Annotated in this window: 18 protein-coding genes and 1 pseudogene; 16 read left to right on the forward strand and 3 right to left on the reverse strand. The window is 38.2% G+C overall.

Features of this window, described 5'->3' with window-relative positions:
- The 7 genes from EJK17_RS09395 to EJK17_RS09420 all read left to right on the forward strand — a co-directional run.
- Positions 1–244 (forward strand): transposase domain-containing protein (locus EJK17_RS09395; protein WP_148669237.1); only part of this gene is annotated, 244 nt, incomplete at its 5' end.
- A 136-nt stretch (positions 245–380) separates the two neighbouring features.
- Positions 381–893 (forward strand): hypothetical protein, encoded by a 513-nt coding sequence (locus EJK17_RS09400; RefSeq protein WP_103661703.1) that lies wholly within the window; start codon positions 381–383, stop codon positions 891–893.
- A gap of 98 nt (positions 894–991) precedes the next feature.
- Positions 992–1717, forward strand: a complete 726-nt coding sequence (locus EJK17_RS09405; protein WP_103661704.1) for a hypothetical protein — start codon at positions 992–994, stop codon at positions 1715–1717.
- 198 nt (positions 1718–1915) lie between these two features.
- Complete coding sequence (locus EJK17_RS09410; protein WP_103661705.1) at positions 1916–3733, forward strand: SLAP domain-containing protein; 1818 nt, start codon at positions 1916–1918, stop codon at positions 3731–3733.
- Positions 3734–3916: 183 nt separating this feature from the next.
- A complete protein-coding gene (locus tag EJK17_RS11880; protein ID WP_236629345.1) occupies positions 3917–4510 on the forward strand; it encodes a MupG family TIM beta-alpha barrel fold protein in 594 nt (197 codons plus the stop codon).
- 16 nt (positions 4511–4526) lie between these two features.
- Positions 4527–4967, forward strand: coding sequence for a phospho-sugar glycosidase domain-containing protein (locus tag EJK17_RS11885; RefSeq protein ID WP_236629346.1), 441 nt, complete (start codon positions 4527–4529; stop codon positions 4965–4967).
- Positions 4968–5046: 79 nt separating this feature from the next.
- The gene (locus EJK17_RS09420; RefSeq protein WP_103661706.1) at positions 5047–6021 is read left to right on the forward strand and encodes a ribose-phosphate diphosphokinase; all 975 of its coding nucleotides are present in this window, start codon (positions 5047–5049) and stop codon (positions 6019–6021) included.
- Between the two features lie 62 nt (positions 6022–6083).
- Here the strand turns inward: EJK17_RS09420 and EJK17_RS09425 are convergent, their stop codons facing one another.
- Positions 6084–7457 carry an HD domain-containing protein gene (locus EJK17_RS09425; RefSeq protein ID WP_127796384.1) on the reverse strand — a complete coding sequence of 458 codons (1374 nt, stop codon included), beginning with the start codon at positions 7455–7457 and terminating at the stop codon, positions 6084–6086.
- Between the two features lie 87 nt (positions 7458–7544).
- On the opposite strand from EJK17_RS09425, the gene EJK17_RS09430 reads away from it, so the two are divergent.
- From EJK17_RS09430 to EJK17_RS09445, 4 genes are all read left to right on the forward strand, one after another.
- A complete protein-coding gene (locus EJK17_RS09430; protein WP_103661708.1) occupies positions 7545–7946 on the forward strand; it encodes a YwiB family protein in 402 nt (133 codons plus the stop codon).
- 47 nt (positions 7947–7993) lie between these two features.
- Positions 7994–8548: a DNA-directed RNA polymerase subunit delta gene (gene rpoE, locus EJK17_RS09435; protein ID WP_103661709.1), complete on the forward strand. Its 555-nt coding sequence runs from the start codon at positions 7994–7996 to the stop codon at positions 8546–8548.
- Between the two features lie 127 nt (positions 8549–8675).
- Positions 8676–10295, forward strand: a complete 1620-nt coding sequence (locus tag EJK17_RS09440) for a CTP synthase (protein ID WP_103661710.1) — start codon at positions 8676–8678, stop codon at positions 10293–10295.
- A 123-nt stretch (positions 10296–10418) separates the two neighbouring features.
- Entirely contained in the window at positions 10419–11729 is a 1311-nt protein-coding gene (locus tag EJK17_RS09445) for a UDP-N-acetylglucosamine 1-carboxyvinyltransferase (protein ID WP_103661711.1), read from the forward strand.
- A 166-nt stretch (positions 11730–11895) separates the two neighbouring features.
- On the opposite strand, the gene EJK17_RS09450 is transcribed toward EJK17_RS09445, so the two are convergent.
- Entirely contained in the window at positions 11896–13317 is a 1422-nt protein-coding gene (locus EJK17_RS09450) for a C69 family dipeptidase (protein ID WP_103661712.1), read from the reverse strand.
- Positions 13318–13641: 324 nt separating this feature from the next.
- Between EJK17_RS09450 and EJK17_RS09455 the strand changes: the two are divergent.
- From EJK17_RS09455 to EJK17_RS09465, 3 genes and pseudogenes are all read left to right on the forward strand, one after another.
- Positions 13642–14899 (forward strand): annotated as a pseudogene (locus tag EJK17_RS09455) (extracellular solute-binding protein).
- 14 nt (positions 14900–14913) lie between these two features.
- Positions 14914–15789 (forward strand): carbohydrate ABC transporter permease, encoded by an 876-nt coding sequence (locus EJK17_RS09460; RefSeq protein ID WP_103661714.1) that lies wholly within the window; start codon positions 14914–14916, stop codon positions 15787–15789.
- 12 nt (positions 15790–15801) lie between these two features.
- Positions 15802–16635 (forward strand): carbohydrate ABC transporter permease, encoded by an 834-nt coding sequence (locus EJK17_RS09465; RefSeq protein WP_103661715.1) that lies wholly within the window; start codon positions 15802–15804, stop codon positions 16633–16635.
- Between the two features lie 73 nt (positions 16636–16708).
- Here EJK17_RS09465 and EJK17_RS09470 read toward each other — a convergent pair whose 3' ends face one another.
- Complete coding sequence (locus tag EJK17_RS09470; protein WP_103661716.1) at positions 16709–17539, reverse strand: AraC family transcriptional regulator; 831 nt, start codon at positions 17537–17539, stop codon at positions 16709–16711.
- Between the two features lie 226 nt (positions 17540–17765).
- Here EJK17_RS09470 and EJK17_RS09475 point away from each other — a divergent pair, with 226 nt between their 5' ends.
- Together EJK17_RS09475 and gtfA are read left to right on the forward strand one after the other, a co-directional pair.
- On the forward strand, positions 17766–19967 hold the full coding sequence (locus EJK17_RS09475; protein WP_103661717.1) for an alpha-galactosidase: 2202 nt from the start codon (positions 17766–17768) through the stop codon (positions 19965–19967).
- A 12-nt stretch (positions 19968–19979) separates the two neighbouring features.
- Positions 19980–21422 carry a sucrose phosphorylase gene (gtfA, locus tag EJK17_RS09480; RefSeq protein WP_127796385.1) on the forward strand — a complete coding sequence of 481 codons (1443 nt, stop codon included), beginning with the start codon at positions 19980–19982 and terminating at the stop codon, positions 21420–21422.
- The last annotated feature ends 31 nt before the right edge of the window (positions 21423–21453 follow it).

The raw sequence follows: 21453 nt of genomic DNA on the forward strand, positions 1-21453 counted from the left end.
TGAACGAGCTGTTAAATCACTCGTCATGGGCCGAAAGAATTGGTTATTCTCTCAAAGCTTTAAAGGCGCCACCGCTAGTGGCATTATTCTGAGCTTAATTGAAACTGCCAAAAGAAATGGACTTGACTCTGAAAAATATTTGAATTATTTGCTTCAAAAATTACCGAATGAAGAGATTTTAAATTTGGAAACCCTTGAAGCTTATTTACCATGGCAAGAAAGTATTCAAGTAAATTGTAAATAAGAGAACTTAAATAACCGCCTCAGTATAACAGTAACTGAGACGGTTTTTAAGTACACTATTTTATTTGACGCTTACGCCTGTTGGAGTTTATAATTTAGGTGAAAGTAAATCCTAATTTAGTCATGGGGTAAAAATCATGAAAAAGAAAATATTAGTCGTTTTATCATTTATTGCCTTACTTGGAGTAATGGCTTTTGCTTTACCTAAGGCAAATACCCAAGCAGCAACTACTAAGTATGGCATTGCGCGTAAATTTACCACGCCGAAGGCTACGCGGGGCACATGGTACTACCGCGAGGGCAATGAGAAAAAGATTTATCAACTCAAGATTACTAAGCACGCAGTTAATAATAATCATTTATACGTTCGCTCAGAGAAGTACTTTAAGAAACATGTTTATGGCGTTAACCCAACTAAATTGAGCAAATTTATTAAGCAAACCGAAAATATTTATGCAGCTCAAAAGTATCAACGGGGCTTCAATGTCAATAATTGGGTTAATTTAGCTGGGGATGGCAATTACTACTTACCTGTAACTAGAAAAGTAAACGGTAAGAAGGTACACGCCCTTAAATTAGCTACTGGAGCTGGTCCATATTTAGCTGCATATGCTTATAAGACTAAGGCTTTAGTTAAGCAAGCAAAATAATTGAAGATTTTACCAATTCTTAAGTGCGTTAATTCATTTTTGCCTTACAATATAAACGAACATAGAAGTTCAATTTTATTTTTTGAGGTAGATAGATTATGAAATTAAGTCGTAAATTAGTAATGGTTTCTGTTGCTGCATTAATGGGTGTTAGCCCAGTAGTTGCAGGTGCAATTAATCCTGGCAATGTAGTTCAAGCTGCAAGTACAGTCCATAAGACTTATGGCAAAAACAGTAAGGTAGTTGCAACCAAGACCATGTACTTTGTTGACCGCAGTGGCAAAAAGACCGATAAGAAGGCCTACAAGGGTGGTTCTTATGTCATTTGGGATGTAACTAAGATTAACGGTAAATTGTATTATGGGATTCAAACCAACTACAAATACTGGCTTCCAGCTAGTGCCACTAAGGGGAGTGTCCAATACAAAGAAAACGGCAAATTAGTTAAAATTACCAATGGTAAAGTAGTAGCTGCTAAGAAGAGTAGTAAAAAAGTTGCTAAAAAAGCTACTAAGAAAGTAGCTAAGAAGAATACAAAAAAGGTAACTAAGAAAGTTGCCAAAAAGGTAACTAAGAAATCCACTAAAAAAATTAGTTCAAAAGCTATCAAGCCAGTTAAGTTAGAAACTACCGCTAAAGTTCAAGTAGTTGACCAAAACGGCAAGGCGGTTAAGAGCTACATGGGCAGTAAAAAGAATGCTATCATTGGCAAAAATGTTAAACTTAACGGTTTAGGTACTAAGACAATTAAGGGTAAAAAATACTACGCTTTAAAGCCAAATCATTATTACATTAAAGCTAGCGCAGTTAAGGTTGGTAAATAAAGGTTTTGCAATCTTTTTTACAAACATGTTAATAACTGATGATAAAGTCACTTCGACAAGGAGTGGCTTTGTTTTTTGAGTTATAATGGAATTATTGTTTTAAAAGGACAAGTTAAACACTTGTCTTAAATATTTTTAGTTTTACAATATTTAATGAATAAAGTTTGAATTTATTAAGTATATGAGGTAGAGGTACATATGAAATTAAGTCATAAATTGGTCATGGTTTCAGCAGCTACATTAATGGCAGTTAGCCCTATTCTTAGTGCTAATCAAAATGGTGCAACTGCGATTGCTGCAACAACGAAAAAGTCAAACGCTAAGAAGGCTACAACCAAGAAGTCATCATCAAAGAAGACTAATGGCGATGTAATTGTGTTAGGACGCAATGCCTACGTTTACGATAAGAATGGTAAGCGTAACAAGAACTACAAGGTGGGTAAGAAGGTTTGGCCAGTAATTGGTAAGACTGCTCAACTTAGTGCTTTTGGCACAACTACTATCAATGGTGCACTTTACTTTGATATTGGTAATGGCAATTACATTAAGGCCGCTAATGTAGCAACAGTTAACGGTAAGAAAAATAAGAATGCTAAGCCGGCAAAGACTACTAAGCCTGCTGCATCCACGTCATCATCAGCTTCTGACACCACTGATGTTGAATTAACGCATAATGCTTACGTTTATGATAAGAACGGTAAGCGCATCAAGTCAGCTAAGACTTTAAAGAAAGGTGCAAAGGTCAGCTACTACAGCACCAAGAAGATCAAGGGTAAGAAGTATTACTACTTAGGTAAAGGTCAATACGTTAAGACTGCAAACGCCAAGCCAGTTTTAACTGCAGAAGACGAAGATGCTGATGTTTCAACAGCAAAGGTACTGCACAACGCTTATGTTTACGATAAAAAGGGTAAGCGCATCAAGACTGCTAAGACCTTGAAGAAGGGTGCAAAGGTCAGCTACTACAGCACTAAGAAGATTGACGGCAAGAAGTACATTTATTTAGGTAAGGGTCAATACGTTAAGGCTTCAAACCTTGATGTTTCAGATGATACTGAAACTGCAGCTGATGAAACTTACATTACTTTAGTTAAGAATGCTTTAGTTTACGATGACCAAGGCAATGCTTACTCACCAGAACAAAAGCTTTCTCGTGGTGGTCAATATCAAGCTTTAGCTGCTAAGCAAATTGATAACAAGTGGTACTACCAAATTGGTAATGATGGCTCAGATACCCAATGGATTAAGGCTGTCAACGCTGCCGTAACTCAAGGTCCAGCATTGATCGATGATCCAAGCTTTAAGGCCCCAGTTCTTGATAATGGTATCAATGGTAGTGCCACCGATATTACTATCGCAACCCTTGCTTCAGATACTAATACCTTTAACAGCAAGGGTGTTGAAAACCCACTTAACAACTTTAAGGCTGGTAAAACTTTAAGAGTCAGTGAATTAGTATGGCTTTGGGTTCCTTCAGAAAAGAAGGCTGAACAATTCTACAAGTTAGCCAGTGATAAAGATGGTTACATTAAGACTAGCGTTGTTTCAACTCTTGATGGTAAGCCATTAACTGCTAAGAATACTGAAACTGAAGTTGTTCAAGCTAATACTCCTGCAACTGATGCCGAAAAGAATGCTTTGAGATCAGTTGTTAATAACGCTACTACAGTTAGAAATTCAGATGCCTACAAGTTAGCAGCTATGAATGCAAGAAGCACTTATGATAGTGCTGTTGCTGCAGGTCAAAAGCTGTTAACTGATGCGACTGCAAGTGTTGCTGCGGTTAACAAGGCTGCTAGTGATATCAACAAGGCACAAGCTAGTTTAGGTGGCAGCAAAGTTAAAGTGGCTAACATCAATAGCTTAACTGCTGATGAACAAGCTGCGATTATTAAGGCCGCCGCTGCTGCTAATAATGTGAGTGAAAGTGCTGTTGCAATTAATGGTACTCAAATAACTATTAACGGTGTTGCCGGAACGGTTACTACTCTTCCAATTTCTAACTATGCTGAATAATTAAGTTAATAATTCATAAAAAATGACAGCAATCATCAATTGGTGATTGCTGTTTTTGTATAGTAAAATTTTACAGTTTGAATACAAAAATTAGTGAAAGGATTTGAAAATCATTTTTTAGCTTAAAATAAAGATCATGATTAAAGCATCTACTTTGAAAATGGGAGTATTTTAAAGAATAGAATGTTAGGATTTTCATTATACTTAAATCGGGTCTTAACGGCTGACGATTATAATTATTTAATTGCCATGCGTAATGCAGGCTTTAGTACGGTTTATACCACTATTGAAATTGATAATTTGGAAGCAGAATTGCTCACTTCACGGTTAAAAGAAGTTGCTAAATGGTGTCAGAACTTAGATTTAGATCTCGTAGCAACAGTATCTGAAGCGAGTTTAGCCAAGATCAGCGTCGCAATTTCAGATGTCGGAAAAGTTCAGAGCTTGAATTTAGCTGGAATCTTTTTAAATGGGCCAGTTAAACCCGAAATAGTGGCCAAATTATCGAAGTCATTGCCAGTAGCCTTAAGAGCAGAAAGCTTAACTGATGATCAATTGGTGCAACTGAAGGAATATAATGCGGCGGTTGATCATTTATCCGCTTGGTACAATTACTATGAATACCCAGATACTGGCTTAGATGAAAACTGGTTCAGTGCGAAAAATCGCTGGTTAAAAGAGCACGGTTTAACTATCACGGCTTTTGCCCCTGGAGATGGACAATTAACTGGTCCAGTGATGGCCGGCAGACCAAGCTTAGAAAAGCCACCGCGGTGAACATCCACTGGCTGCTATGCTTGAACTAAGGCAATTAGGCTGCGAGCAGATTTTTATTGCTGATCAAGGATTAAAGGCTAATACTATTACAAGCTTTGCAAATTATTTGAAAAAGAATGCGATTACTTTGCAAGTCATGCAGGAGCTTAAGCCATTATTCGACAATGATTGGCATAGCCAAGCGGGAGTGGCACGGGATGTTGTGCGCTTAGCTGAAAAAGGCCAATTTACGACTGCACCACAAGAAGTGATTGCTGAGCGACCAAAAGGCAGTATTACTTGTGCTAATGAAGAGTATTTTGCGTTAGCTGGTGAAGTACAAATTACTAAAAGAGATTTGCCAGCTGATAAAGGAGTTAATGTCTTAGGTCAAATTGCACCTAGTGATTGCGCACTATTGCCATTTATTGATAGTCAGGCAGCTGTCATCTTTATTCCTGCAGCTAAAGAGGAATAATTTTCTTTGCTATATTGATTCCTTTTTAGCCAACATTTGCTAAAATAGAAGTTGTTAGCATATTTTTACGGAGGAAATTATGTCTTATAAAGACGATTTAATGATTTTTGCCCTTAATTCAAATGTCCCATTAGCACAAAAGATTGCTGATCGGGTTGGGGTACCACTCAGTAAGTCAAGCGTTGAACGCTTTAGTGATGGTGAAATTCAAATTAACATTGATGAATCAGTTCGTGGTAAAGATGTTTATTTGATTCAATCAACTAGTGATCCTGTTAATGATAACTTAATGGAATTACTGATTATGATCGATGCCGTTCGTCGTGCTAGTGCTCGTACGATTAACATCGTGATGCCTTACTACGGTTATGCTCGTCAAGATCGTAAGACGCGTGCACGTGAACCAATTACTGCTAAGTTAGTAGCTGATATGCTCCAAACAGCTGGTGCAGATCGTGTTCTTTCACTTGATCTTCATGCTCCACAAATTCAAGGATTCTTCGACATTCCAGTTGATAACTTGATGGGAGCTCCATTATTAGCTGACTACTTCTTGCGTAATGATTTAGAAAAGAACGCAGTAGTAGTTTCTCCAGACCACGGTGGTGTTACTCGTGCTAGAAAGTTAGCTGAATTCTTGGGCACTAATATTGCCATTGTTGATAAACGTCGTCCTAAGGCAAATGTTGCCGAAGTTATGAACATTATTGGGGATGTCAAAGGTAAGCGTGCCATCATTATCGACGATATGATCGATACGGCTGGGACAATTACTTTGGCTGCCCAAGCTTTGATTGATGCTGGTGCAACTGAAGTTTATGCTTCAGCTACCCACGCAGTTTTATCAGGTCCAGCTATTAAGCGTTTGAACGAATCACCAATTAAGAACTTAGTCTTAACTGATTCAATCAACCAACCAGCTGAAAAGAAGCTTGATAAGATGTTGCTTGTTTCTGTTGGCCCACTTATGGGGGATGCTATTAAGTTAATCCAACAACACAAGCCAATGTCACCACTCTTTAACAACCGTTACGAAGAAAAGAACGAAATTTAATTTGTGGTAAAAAATACTAAAAAAGTGCCTGGAAAATATTTTCCAGACACTTTTCTTTTTGCCTAATTATCTTTTTTCTTCTTATTTGGTCTACGTAAGTAGCGCAGTTCACCGTTACGCACATATTTCTGAAATTGTTGGTATAACGGATCAAAAATTTGGGGCTCATCATTTTGGGAGAGCATGATTTTAGGGAAGAAGAACCGTTCATCTCCTTGGAAGGTCCCATTTAATGCGCGAACTAGCGGACTGAGTTCAGAAAGTTCAATTAAAGTGCCATCATCTTGCATAATTTCAATTTGACTATTGGCATTTTTACCAGTGGGCTTGTAAGCGTCATAGGGTTCATCAAAAGCAGAATTAGTATCGGTGTAATATTCTGGATCAAAGCCTGCTTGATTAATTAAAGTTTTGAGCTTGGGCAATAGGTTCTTAGTTTCTTTGTTAATTTTGACACTAGCCAGTGGCTTACGGTACAAGTAACGCTTGCTTAAGTCTGAAAGAATCGGATCATTTGCCTTAGTCCACATGGAGAAGTTAGTTTCCATCACACCATCATCCAAGTTAAGGTAGTCTGCTAAAGTCCAATTTCCTTCAAGAAACTTGGCTAAACTAGGAGTAACTTGTAAATTGCCTTTTTGATAGACATCTTTTGCTCGTTGTAAAAGGTGGTGCAATAATACTTCCATTGACCGCCCTACACGGTGGAAGTAGACTTGTTGATACATTTGATAGCGCGAAACGATATAGTCTTCAACAGCATGCATCCCGTTATTGGTAAAACAAATTCCGTCGCTATAAGGTCGAATTACTCGTAAAATGCGGGATAAATCAAATTGACCGTAACTGACTCCCGTAAAGTAAGCATCGCGTTGTAAATAGTCCATTCGGTCGGCATCAGCTTGACTAGAAATCATTTTGACAACTTGCGCATTAGGATAAGTTTTCGCAATCACACTAGCCACTTGGTCAGGGAAGTTAGATGAAACTTGTTTGAGGGCGTGATTGATTTCAGTATTGGGATCAGTAATGATCTTTTGACCGATCTTTTCATGATTAGTCCCAAATAAGTGCTCAAATGTGTGCGAATAAGGGCCGTGACCGATGTCATGAAGTAAGCCGGCACATTCAACCAGTAGACGATTATTATCGTCCCAGAGGCCATCATTTGGCGCCATTGAAGGATATTTTCTGGCAAAGATGTTACAGATCCGTCTAGTTAATTCGTAAACGCCCGAATTATGTTCAAATCTGGTATGCGTTGCACCAGGGAAGACATAGCTAATCGGACCTAATTGTTTAATTCGCCGCATGCGTTGAAATTCTTTAGCTTTTAAAATATCAAAGATCACTTTGTCTTCAATATGGATATATTCATGCACAGGATCGCGCAATACGACTTCATTTTTTAATTTTTCACTTGGAAATCTTGGCATAATAAATTCCTCGAGCTGAATCCTTAATTTTTTAGTAAATCTATCTTAAAATATAACTATCTAGATTATAGCAAACAAGGCAAGAGTATGACTAAAAGAAATATTGAATTAACGAGTACAATTACCCAAGACAAAGAACAAGAAACTTTTCATAAACAAATGACCGGTGAAGTGACAGAAAATAAAGGTATTATGCGGGTTTCTTATTTGGAAGATGGCACAATTCCTGTTAAAATGCTGCTGAAGGAGAATGAATTAATTCTCAGACGTGGCACTGATGAGCAGAATTATTCCTTAATGCGATTTATTCCGGGAGAAAAAGCCGCTTGTCGCTATGTAGTCACTGGCCGTCAAATGGACCTGACTAGTGTTACCAACTTATTAAAATACGAAGAAGATGACCACGGACAAAAACTTCAGGTTGAATATGACCTCTTTAGTGGTCTATACTTAGTAGGTAACTATACAGTCACGTTGATTTTTACTTAAACGCTTAGTAAAATGGTAAGGATTGTAAAAAGAGAGGACGTACAACTGTGGGATTAGACGACTTTAAAGACAAGAACCGCGACGAATTATCAATGATTGAAGTTGCGCGTGCAATTTTGGAAGATAACGGCAAGAGAATGGCTTTTGCTGATATTGTTAATGCAGTGCAAAAGTATTTGAACAAGAGTGACGAAGAAATTCGTGAACGCTTGCCACAATTTTATACTGATATGAACACTGATGGTGAATTCATTTCCATGGGTGAAAATGTTTGGGCTCTTCGTACTTGGTTCCCATATGAATCAGTTGATGAAGAAGTAAACCACCCAGAAGATGAAGACGAAGAATCAACTAGAAAGCACCACAAGAAGGTTAATGCCTTCTTAGCTTCTGCTACTGGTAGTGATGATATTATCGACTACGATAATGATGACCCAGAAGATGATGACTTAGACGCCACTAGTGACAGTGAAGATGATGATTATGGTGACGATGACGACTTTGATGAAGATAACACTGACGAAGACGACAGCTTACCAGACGGCATCGAAGGTCAATTGTCACAATTAAATGATGACGATGATGACGACGAAGATGATTAATTTGCTTGACTTAATTGCCAAAAGCAGATAGTATTTTCTAGGGCACCCTATGTGCGTTTAGCTCCCTAATCAGGGAGCTTTTTTATTTTAACAGTTAGAATTTAGAGAGTTGAAAAGGAGCAGATTAATGACAAAATACATCTTCGTTACTGGCGGTGTCGTATCTTCACTTGGTAAGGGTATTACTGCATCAAGTTTGGGTCGGTTGCTTAAGAATCGTGGTTTGAAAGTTACCATGCAAAAGTTTGACCCATACATTAACATTGACCCAGGTACAATGAACCCATACCAACACGGTGAAGTTTATGTAACTGATGATGGTACCGAAGCTGACCTTGACTTAGGTCACTACGAAAGAATCGTTGATGTTAGAACCAGTAAGTATTCTAATGTAACCACTGGTAAGATTTACCAAGAAGTTTTGGAAAAAGAACGTCGTGGTGACTACCATGGTGCAACTGTGCAAGTAATTCCTCATATTACTGATATGATCAAGAAGAAGATCATGCGGGCAGCCTTAACTACTGATTCAGATGTAATTATTTCTGAAATTGGTGGGACGGTTGGTGATATGGAATCAACCCCATTCATGGAAGCTATCCGTCAAATGCGTCGTGAAGTTGGGGAAGAAAATGTAATGTACATTCACTGTACTTTAGTTCCCTTACTTCATGCTGCTCATGAAATGAAGACTAAGCCAACTCAACACTCAGTTGCTGAACTTAGAAGTATCGGTATTCAACCTAACATGTTGGTTCTTCGGGCAGAAAAGCCAGTTGACCAAGAACACAAAGATAAGATTTCGACTTTTACTGATGTTCCAGTGGACTGCATTATCGAATCAATTGATGCTCCTTCATTGTTCGATGTGCCTTTGTCATTCCAAAAACAAGGAATGGATCAAAAGGTTTGTGATTTCTTACATCTTGAAAGTCCACTTCCAGAAGCTGATATGAAGGCTTGGACTAAGTTAGACGAACGGGCAAAGAACTTGAAGCACCATACTAAGATTACTTTAGTTGGTAAGTATGTTGAACTTGAAGATGCCTACATTTCAGTCACTGATGCTTTGCAACATGCGGGCTATCTTTACAACACCAAGATTGATGTTGATAAGGTTCAAGCTGAAGATGTGACCGAAGATAATATTGCTGAAATTATGAAGGGCTCAGATGGTTTAATCGTTCCTGGTGGTTTTGGTACCCGTGGCCTTGAAGGGATGATTACAGCGATTAAATATGTCCGTGAACATGACATTCCATTCTTAGGAATTTGTTTAGGGATGCAAATGGCTAGTGTTGAATTTGCCCGTAACGTGCTTAACTTGGAAGATGCGAATACTGCTGAAGCTGAACCACACTGCAAGAATAATATCATCGATATTATGGCTGATAAGCGTGACGAAGAAAACATCGGTGGTACTTTGCGTTTAGGTCTTTACCCAGCTTCACTTAAGAAGGGTACTAAGACCCGTGCTGCATATGATGATCAAGACGTTATTCAAGAACGTCACCGTCACCGTTTCGAATTCAACAATAAGTACCGTGAAGCCTTCGAAAAGGCTGGCATGGTCTTCTCTGGGGTTTCACCTGATAATCACTTGGTTGAAATTATTGAATTACCAAAGAAGAAGTTCTTCATTGCTTCACAATACCACCCAGAATTCTTAAGTCGTCCACAAAGACCAGAAGGTTTATTCAAGGCCTTCATCGGTGCAGCTAGCGATTTACTAGAAGAAAAATTCTAATTGAAATATACAAAATCTTAAAATTACAGGAGATGAGCAAGCCTCACCTCTTGTTTTTTTGCTCTTTTTCCTATAACATTATTATGATTATTGAAAGTAAGAGAAAAGGATTTGTTTTCGCCAATGAAGCAGATGATTATTCATGGTGGAAAGCCATTGCAGGGTGACGTTTGGATAGGTGGCGCAAAGAATTCCACAGTTGCGCTAATACCGGCATCAATTTTATCAAGAACTCCCGTAACTTTGGAAGGTGTTCCAAGGATTGCGGATGTTGACAATTTAATGGACTTGCTGGCAGAGATGGATGTGCATTGTGATTTTCATGAGACCACTTTGCAAATTAATCCAGAAGATATTAAGATGAGCCCATTGCCAGCGGGCAAGATCAAGAGTTTACGTGCATCATATTACTTTATGGGTGCTCTTCTTGGCCGTTTTGGTAAAGCAATTGTAGGTTTTCCAGGTGGGGATGATATTGGCCCTCGTCCCATCGATCAACATATTAAGGGCTTTGAAGCTTTAGGTGCCAGTGTAAAGAATGAAAATGATCAGATAATTATTACCGCTCCGGAAGATGGACTGCATGGTGCTAAGATTCATCTTAAGATGCCATCAGTTGGAGCAACGATGAATATTATCATGGCTAGTGTAACTGCTCAAGGGCAGACCATTATTGAAAATGCGGCTAAAGAACCAGAAATTATTGATTTAGCCACTTTTTTGAACAACATGGGTGCAACTATCCGTGGAGCTGGGACTGATTCAATCAGAATTGAAGGTGTTGATCAGTTAAAGGCGCAAATTCCACATACGATTATTCCTGACCGCATCGAAGCTGGCACTTATGTTGCTTTAGCTGCTTGCATTGGTAACGGGATTCGCATTCATAACATTATTGAAGAACACCTTGATGCTTATTTGGCCAAGGTTGAAGAAATGGGCGTCGTGATTGACGCTGATGAAGATTCACTTTATGTTTACCCAGCCGGTGACTTAAAGATGGTACAAGTGAAGACCGATGTTTATCCAGGTTTTGCAACTGATTTACAACAGCCAATTACGCCATTATTGTTGACAGCTAAGACTGGTGAAGGGGTCGTCATTGATAATATCTATCCTAAGCGGGTAGGTCATATTGCCCAATTGCAAAAAATGGGTGCTGATATTAAGGTCGAAGATAATATTATTTTGGCTCATCCAACTAAGAAATTGCATGGCGCTGAAGTTACTGCAGGTGAAATTAGAGCTGGTGCTTGCTTGATGATTGCAGGCTTAATGGCCGATGGCACCACGATTATTGATAAGGCTGGTAATATCTTGCGCGGTTATGATCGGGTACAAGAGAAACTACGCCAATTAGGTGCTAATGTGAAGATAGTTGATGATCCTGGGGTTCCTGGAGTAATGGATCCGGTTAAGGAAGATTCGATTTAATAGGTAAACAAATATGAATTTAGCTAGTATCTTTGTAATTGCTGGAATAGTAGTTTTACTAGTTCTAATAATTGCAGTGGGTTGGTTGATCCATAAACACAAATAAAGATAAGAAAAAAGCTTTTCCAAACGGAAAAGCTTTTTGTATGCTATCAAATATTATTCATTAATCAAGCAAGTCGTATTTCAAGGTCATTAAACCATGACCTTCATCAACCATTTGGCCTAATAAGTCCACAGTATTGTTGTAAACAGTGTTAGCCATCTTTTGGTTAGCAGCAATTAACTTAGTTTGTAGTTCCTTACCAGTAAGCCCCTTAACTTCCTTATCAGTGTCGTGTTGAATCTTGTGGCATTGAGCCAAGCTCTTTTGTTCAAAGGCATCTTCAAGTTCACCATATACACGGTAGTTGGTATCACCAAGTTGAGCAGTTAACTTGTTTAACCAGAAAATCTTGTTCAAGTTAAACTTAGGCGTAGTTTGCCAAGATTCTGGCGTCGTAGTGACGTTGGTGTAGAATGGCACCATTGTGTTAAAGGTGTTTGGACCAAAGGCAAGCCATTGGATACCAGCAATTTCAGCTGGAACATCATTTCTAATTTGCAAAACGTGGGTTTCAAAGTTCCGGTTAATCCCAACTGGACGGAAGGTCTTCTTTTGTTCAGGAGTACCTTGATCACCATAAGCATCATAAGGAGTGTCTTGGTAGTGAGAACTTTCAGCCCATTTAATATCTTCAAGACTAATCTTCCGGTTAGCGTAGCAAATGAAGGCTTGATCTTGATCACTTGGAGTACCACCAAAATCTGGATCAAAGAAATTGTGAATGTACCAAGCACGTGGGTTGTTGTAGTGGGCATCCTTAATGGTTGAAGAACCAAAAATGTGACGCATGTTGTAACCTTCGCGATCTGGGTTTAAGTGATATTCATCAATTAAATCCTTTAAGTCACTAGCAGCAACAAAGTCAGGATCGTCAAACTTGAATTCATCAATATTCAAGCGGTTAGGAGCTACTACGTAAGCATCATCTGGGATGCGACGAGCAATCCAGTGGTGACCACCAATGGTTTCAAGATACCAAACTTCATCCTTGTCTGAGAAGGCCATGCCGTTCATTTCGTAGGTACCGTATTTTTCGAGTAAGTAACCTACGCGTTTAACGCCGTCATGAGCACTGTGCAAGTATGGCAAGGTTAAAGTGACAAAGTCTTCTTCACCAAGTCCACCTTCACTTGGGTCAAGTAAAGGATCCACACCTTGAATTCTTGAATTAGTAGTGATGGTTTCAGTTGCAGTCATGGCTACATTTTCAGAGTTAATTCCGGCTGCAGCCCAGATACCATTTTTACCAGAAACATCTGGTGCGCTAGTATAGCGGAGTGGTGTTTCAGCTAAGTCCGCATCATCGATCTTTTGGTGACTGATGACACTTTCATAGTGCTTAGGCTGATCTTCTGGATTTACGACTTTAAAGCCTTCAGGAATAATGGTTCTTCCGCCGTCTTCACTACGAGCGATCATGGTTGAACCATCAATGGTAGCATTTTTACCAACTAAGATAGTTGTACATTCGGTTTGTTTCATAGATTGGAATTCCTTTCTGTTTCATTAATACTATTGTAATGAAAAAAGCTAGGAGATGGCAAAAAAGATGAGCCTTTTAGCTAAATAAAGCATAATTACATTCTTATCATGTCAATTTGTAGATGGGTATTTTGTTAAACATTGATTTTATAATTACTTCGAAGCAAATAATGTCAAAATGTTTAAAACATAAAATGACAGGCATTTGTTTTAAAAAACTATGTTATTCTGGAAAAGGTTATGCAATAATAATGCATGAAATGAAAGCGCTTAGAATATAAGCAAACGTGGAGATTTGATTATTGAGAGGAAGTTGAAAGTAACATGCATAAATGGCTTAAACGCATAGCTGTTATTACCGCGGCTACTTTAACACTAATTAGTTTGTCAGCTTGCAGCAAGAAGCAGGATAGTCAAGCTGGCAAAAAGGTTACGATTGAATATTTCAATCAGAAAAAGGAAATGTCAGGAACTTTAAAGCAAATTATTAAGGATTTTGAAAAAAAGAATCCTAACATTCACGTTAAAGAGTTAGATGTGCCTGATGCTGGGACAGTTTTAAAGACTAGAATGTTGTCAGGAGATGTACCAGACGTCATTAATATTTATCCACAAAACATTGACTTCCAAGAATGGGCTAAGGCTGGTTATTTCTTGGATATGACTCATGCACCATATATTAAGAACATTAAGAATCACTATGCGGATTCATTTAAGATTAATGGCAAAATCTATAACGCACCACTGAGTGCCAATGTTTATGGCTTTTTCTATAATGCAACTGAATTTGAAAAACTAGGTATTAAGCCACCAAAAACTTGGGCAGATTTTGTTCAAGCAGTAAAGAAAATTAAGGCAAGTGGAAAAGCACCATTTGCTGTTGCCGGTACTGAACCTTGGACTTTGAATGGTTATCACCAATTGTCTTTGGCAACTGTTACTGGTGGTGCCAAGCAAGCTAATAAGTTACTGCGCTTCTCTGCACCAAATGGAATTAAAGTAAATAATCCATATATTCAAAAAGATTTTATGCGGTTGAACCTTTTACGTGAAAATGCCCAAAAAGGGTTGGCGAGGAGCTAGTTACAACGATGCAGTTGTTTCTTTTGCAACAGGAAAGAGTTTAATTATGCCTAATGGTTCATGGGCTTTGCCAATGATTAACCAACAAAAGCCTAAGTTTAAAGTAAGAACCTTTGCTTTCCCAGCTGCTAAGCCTAATCACGAAATGACTGTTGGCTCAGGTGACTTAGCTTTATCAATTTCATCTAAGACTAAGCACAGAAAAGCTGCAGAAAAGTTCGTTGCTTACATGACCACTCCAGCTGCCATGCAAAAATACTATAACGTTGATGGTAGTCCAGTTGCCGTTAAAGGCGTAAAGCAAAAGGGACCTGATTCTCAACTTGGTGGTTTAGCACAACTTGCCTTCACTAAGCATGATATGGTTTGGCTTGCACAGGATTGGACGAGTGAAAATGACTTCTTCAATTTAACCGCAAGCTATTTGATGACAGGCAATAAGCAACAAATGGTTAATGATATGAACACGTTCTTTAACCCAATGAAAGCTTCTAACTAAGGGGATGCAAAGATATGAAATCTAAAGGTTTTATTGAAAAATATTGGGGCTGGCTCTTTTTAATAGTTCCGTTAATTTTGCAAGCAGTATTCTTTTACTTTCCACTGTTTCAAGGTGCCTTTTACAGTTTTACCAATTGGACAGGGTTAACTTATAACTATAAATTTGTTGGTTTTAACAACTACAAATTGTTAATGATGGACCAAAACTTCATGAAGTCCATTGGCTTTACCGCAATTCTAACGATTTGTTTGATTGTCGGTGAAATTGTTTTGGGGATTTTAGTAGCTCGGGCTTTGAATTCTAAGATTAAAGGGCAGACTTTCTTTAGAGCTTGGTTTTTCTTCCCAGCAGTTTTGTCAGGTTTAACAGTTGCTTTGATTTTCAAGCAAGTCTTTAACTATGGTTTACCTGCAATTGGTAATTTCTTCCATATTAGTTGGCTAGAAACTAGTTTACTAGGAACAACTGCTGGTGCGATCATTGCTACGATCTTTGTCTTGTTATGGCAAGGGGGCGCCATGCCAATCATTATTTTCCTAGCTGGACTGCAAAGTATTCCAGATGAAATTAAAGAAGCTGCTGCCGTTGATGGTGCTAATAGTCGCCAAATCTTTTGGAAGATTGAATTACCATACATGTTGCCAAGTATTTCAATGGTCTTTATTTTAGCCTTAAAGAGTGGGTTAACCGCCTTTGACCAAATCTTTGCCATGACTGCTGGTGGTCCTAACAACGCAACTACTTCACTTGGATTGTTAGTTTATAACTATGCCTTCAAGAATAACTCATTTGGTTATGCGAATGCGATCGCAATTGTCTTATTCATTTTGATTGCAATTGTTTCCTTCGTTCAAATTAAGTTATCAAATAAGTATGCGGTAGATTAGAGGGGGAGCAAAATGGAAAAAGAAAATAGATCAAAGAAATTTTGGGATTATGCTCTACTAGTTGTAGGTGGAATTTTAATCTTAATTCCATTACTTTACACAATTCTTAGTTCATTTAAAGATACCAAGCAAATTATGGAACACTTCTTTGCTTGGCCACATCCCTGGACAATTGCCAACTATCAAAGATTGTTCGCTGATGGTGTGTGGAATTACTTCTGGAATTCAATTGTGATTACTGTTTTATCAGTAGTCTTAGTTATGATCTTCGTACCGATGGCTGCTTACTCCATTGCGCGGAATATGTCCAAGCGGACTGCCTTTAACTGGATGTATATTCTATTAATTATTGGGATCTTCGTTCCTTTCCAAGTAATTATGATTCCAATTACTGTGATGATGAGTAAGTTAGGTTTAGCCAACATGTGGGGGTTGATCATTCTGTACTTAACTTATGCAGTGCCGCAGACCCTGTTCTTATATGTCAGCTATATTAAGCAAAGTGTACCTGAGAGTTTGGATGAAGCTGCCGAAATTGATGGTGCTAATAAGATCACTGCTTACTTTAAGATTATCTTCCCACTCTTAAAGCCAATGCACGCCACAACTTTAATTATTAATGCAATGTGGTTCTGGAATGACTTCATGCTGCCATTGTTAATTTTGAACAGAGATTCAAAGATGTGGACTTTGCCTTTGTTCCAATACAACTATACTGGTCAATACTTCAACGATTACGGCCCAAGCTTTGCTTCATACGTTATCGGAATTATTACCATTACCATTGTTTACTTAATCTTCCAAAAGAATATCATTGCTGGGATGAGTAATGGTGCGGTTAAGTAGATAATTACTAAATGTTTTTTCTCCCTATTAAAAATGAGCTCTTTACCTAGAAAGGCAAGGAACTCATTTTTCGCTATTTTTGTTTTTGCCGATAATGAACTGGGCTAAAGCCAGTGTAGCGTTTGAAAGCTTTAGAAAAAGTAAATTCATCAGAATAACCAACATTGGTCGAGATTTGTTGGACCGTGTAGGTAGTTGAATGGAGAAACTCCTTTGCTTTTTCCATGCGCAACTGAGCCAAAAATTTTTGAGGAGACAAGTTCATATTCTTTTTGAAAATCGTGTATAAATATGAACGAGAAACTTCCAATTGATGGCACAGCATGGTGATGGAGCATTCATTGCTGGCGAAGTTTTGCTCTAAGTAACTAATAGCTAAGCGTAATTGTTCATCGTAGCTCTTATGTTTATGAACATTCGGATTAGGATATTCGGTAATTAATTGGTAGAAGAATTGATAAATTAGTGATTCGATTAAGGCATCGTTAGCTAAAGAACTAGGCAAGTGAGCTGCTTTAAATAGTTGTTTAAAACTAGCAAAAGTTTGACTGTCAGTGACGTGCCGTAGATAGTATTTATTAGAAATTTTAGACCCTGCAAGCATGGACTGAATTTTAACCCCAGAAAAGCCAATCCAAAAGTACGTCCAAGGATCTTGACCATCAGCTTGATAAAAGCAAGGAACACCTTTAGGTAAGACAAAGAAGTCACCAGCAGATAAGGTCACCGCATGGTGATTGGCTAGTGAGAAGGTGCCTTTGCCTTTTTGAATATAGTGAATGACATAATTATCACGGACATTATTTCCTTTGAAGAAGTAGTTAGGTAAACAACTTTCTTGTCCAAAAAATAAGACATTACTTTCAACACTTTGATTGTTTAAAGTACGGTATTCACCTTTCATAAAAAACTCCCTTATAACAACTTTTTGACCAGTTAAAAATGTAAATATGTTTGTATATTCTTTTAAAAAAACAGATAAAAACGGTCATTTACTTCTATTATATGTCATTTTGTCTTTTAAATAAATTGACATTAATTTGTATAAAGCAGCTATGGAGATAGAAGACCAGAAGCAAGATAATAATAGTAATATCAGTACAATTTCGTAATAAGAAAGAGGGACAAAAATGTCAGCTACTTTAATCTCATTTGATGAAAAAAATAAGGTTTTCCACTTACATAACGATCAAATTTCATACTTACTTGCTGTGGAAGATGGCGGAACCTTAGCTCATTTATATTTTGGTAAAAGAGTAAATGACTATCATGGTCAATTACGTTATCCAAGACTAGACCGCGGCTTTTCTGGAAATTTACCAGGTTCACTTGATCGAACGTTTTCACGGGATTCTTTACCAAAAGAATATAGCACAGCAGGCGAAATGGATTATCATACACCAGCAGCGGTTGTCCGCCAAAAAGATGGCTCTAACGCTTTATTTTTAAAATATCAAGGCTACAAAATAGTGGCTGGCAAACCTGATTTAGCTGGCTTATCTCATGCTTGGGTAAAGGATAAGGATGAAGCAGCAACTTTGATTATTACTTTAGCCGATGATAAGAGTGGGGTGGAATTTGACTTACTCTACACCATTTATCGTGACCGTCCTGTAATTGTGCGCTCGGTTAAAGTTAGAAATGCTGGATCAGAAACAGTTGACCTTGAAAAAGTAGCTTCAATGCAAATTGATTTTGTTGACCGTAATTTTGATTCGATTACTTTACCCGGAGCCCATGCGCATGAACGCTGGACCGACCGTAATCATATTAATCAAGGCATTCATGTTTATGCTAGTCATCGCGGCACCTCTAGTCATCAAATGAATCCGTTTATAGCGTTAGTTGATCCAAGTACGACTGAGTTTAATGGCGATGCTTATGGCTTTGCTTTTGTTTACTCAGGCAATCATAAGTTTGAAGTGGAAAAGGATCAATTTGCCCAGACTCATTTAAATATTGGAATTGATGACTTTAATTTTAATTGGCAATTAAAACCAACTGCTTCTTTTCAAACGCCAGAAGTCTTAATGGTTTATTCAGATCATGGCTTAAACAAGATGAGTCAAGCATTTCATAGTTTGATTCATGAACGAATTATGCGGAGTAAGTTTAAGGATGAATTGCGCCCAATCTTGGTTAATAACTGGGAGGCAACTTACTTTGACTTTAATGAGGAAAAATTACGTCCAATTGTTGATGATGCCAAAAAGCTCGGTATTGAAATGTTTGTTTTAGACGATGGCTGGTTTGGGCATCGGGATGACGATAATTCATCTTTAGGTGATTGGACTGTTTTCAAGAAGAAGTTTCCAAATGGTTTAGGACATTTTGCCGATTATGTCCACGAGAAAGGGCTTAAATTTGGTTTATGGTTTGAACCAGAAATGATTTCAATCGATTCAGATTTGTATCAAAAGCATCCAGATTATTTGATGCACGTCCCTGGAAGAAAGCCAAGCCCATCAAGAAACCAATATGTGCTTGATTTAGGACGCCAAGAAGTTCGTGATAATATTTTTGATCAAATGGACCAAATCTTGAGTTCAGGCAAAATTGACTATATTAAATGGGATATGAATCGGCACCTGTCTGATATCTATGAGGCAGATTTACCAGCTGAGCGACAAGGTGAAACATACCATCGCTACGTTTTAGGATTATATGACTTGCTTGAAAGATTAGTTGAAAAGTATCCAGATCTCTTAATTGAGGGCTGCTCAGGTGGTGGTGGTCGTTTTGACGCTGGCATGGCCTATTATGAACCACAAATTTGGGCTAGTGATGATAGTGATGCGATTGATCGTTTGTTTATCCAAGAAGGTACGAGCTTAGTTTATCCACAATCAATGATGACTTCGCATGTTTCCGTTAGTCCTAATGAACAAAATGGTCGGATTACTCCATTTAAGACGCGCGGTGTTGTCGCAATGTGGGGCGACTTAGGATACGAACTTGATTTAACTAAAATGAGTGAAGAAGATCGTGCAGCTGTAGCCGAGCAGGTAGCTGAATACAAAAGAATTAGGCGGATTACCCAATATGGAACCTTTTATCGCTTGAAGTCAGCGCACACAAGTAATCAATGCGCTTGGGAAACTGTAAGTCCAGATAAGACAGAAGCGGTGTTATCTGTGGTTAAGGTCATGGCAAGTGGACAACCATATTTGACTAAGACTAAGTTAGTTGGCCTTGATCCTGCTAAAGAATATGAAGATCAAAGAACACACCAAGTTTATGGTGGGGATGAATTGATGAATATGGGGATTTATGACCCAGTTGAGCATGGTGATTATCAATCTTATCTTTATCACTTTAAGGCGATTGATTAGGAGGGAAAAACGATGCCAATCTCAAATAAAGTAATGCTCATTACTTATCCTGATAGTTTGGGTAAAAAAATTAAAGATCTTGATGAAGTCTTACACACTGATCTTAAAGGTGCTGTTGGTGGCGTTCACTTATTACCATTCTTTCCATCAACGGGCGATCGTGGTTTTGCGCCGACTGATTACACCACTGTTGATCCGAAATTTGGCGACTGGTCGGATGTGGAAAAGCTGGGTGAAGACTACTACTTAATGTTTGATTTTATGATCAATCATATTTCACGACACTCTAAGTATTATGAAGATTATCAAAAGAATAAAGATAAGAGTCCCTATGCAGACCTGTTTCTTAATTGGGATAAGTTTTGGCCAGCTGGTCGACCTACTAAGGCCGATGTTGATTTGATCTATAAACGTAAAGATCGTGCGCCTTACCAAGAAATTACCTTTGCCGATGGTAGTAAAACCAAATTGTGGAATACTTTTGGTGAAGAACAGATTGATTTAGATGTCCGTAAAAAAGTGACGAAGAAGTTTATCAAAGATACTTTAAATCAATTAATTGATCATGGTGCCGATGTTATTCGGCTTGATGCCTTTGCTTATGCAGTGAAGAAGTTAGATACGAATGATTTCTTCGTTGAACCAGAAATTTGGGATTTATTAGCTGAAGTCCGCAATGATATTGCGGCTAAGGGTGCCATGATTTTACCAGAGATTCACGAACACTATTCAATGCCATTTAAGATTGTTAAGCATGGTTACTTTATTTATGACTTTGCTTTACCGATGGTGACCTTGTATTCACTTTATAGCGGCAAGAGTAATCGCTTGGCTAATTGGCTGAAGATGTGTCCAATGAAGCAATTTACCACCCTTGATACCCATGATGGGATTGGGGTGGTAGATGCGCGTGATATTTTGAGTCCTGAAGAAATTAAATACACGAGTAGTGAATTGTACCAAGTTGGCGCTAATGTTAAGAAGAAATATTCCAGTGCTGAATACCACAATCTTGATATTTATCAAATTAATACTACTTTCTATTCAGCCTTAGGCGATGATGATGGCAAATACTTTATGGCGCGGTTGTTGCAAGTCTTTGCTCCAGGGATTCCGCAAATCTATTATGTGGGGATGCTAGCTGGTAGCAATGATTTGAAGCTACTTGAGGCAACTAAAGAAGGACGAAACATTAATCGTCATTACTATAGCCGTGAAGAAATCAAAGAGGAAGTTAAGCGGCCAGTCGTTAAGTCCTTACTGAAGTTGTGTACTTTTAGAAATAACGAAGCAGCCTTTGACTTAGATGGTTCGATTGAAGTGACGACGCCAAGCGAAAATGAAATTCGGATTGTGCGGATGAATCATGATCAAAGTCGGAAGGTTGAACTTTTGGCTAACTTACAAACCCTTGAATATCAAGTGTTAGCTAACGGTGAACAAATTAACTTTTAAATTTTTTACTCTCTCCCTAAAAAGAATAAGG

The sequence above is a fragment of the Lactobacillus xujianguonis genome, assembly GCF_004009905.1.
Taxonomy (GTDB): domain Bacteria; phylum Bacillota; class Bacilli; order Lactobacillales; family Lactobacillaceae; genus Lactobacillus; species Lactobacillus xujianguonis.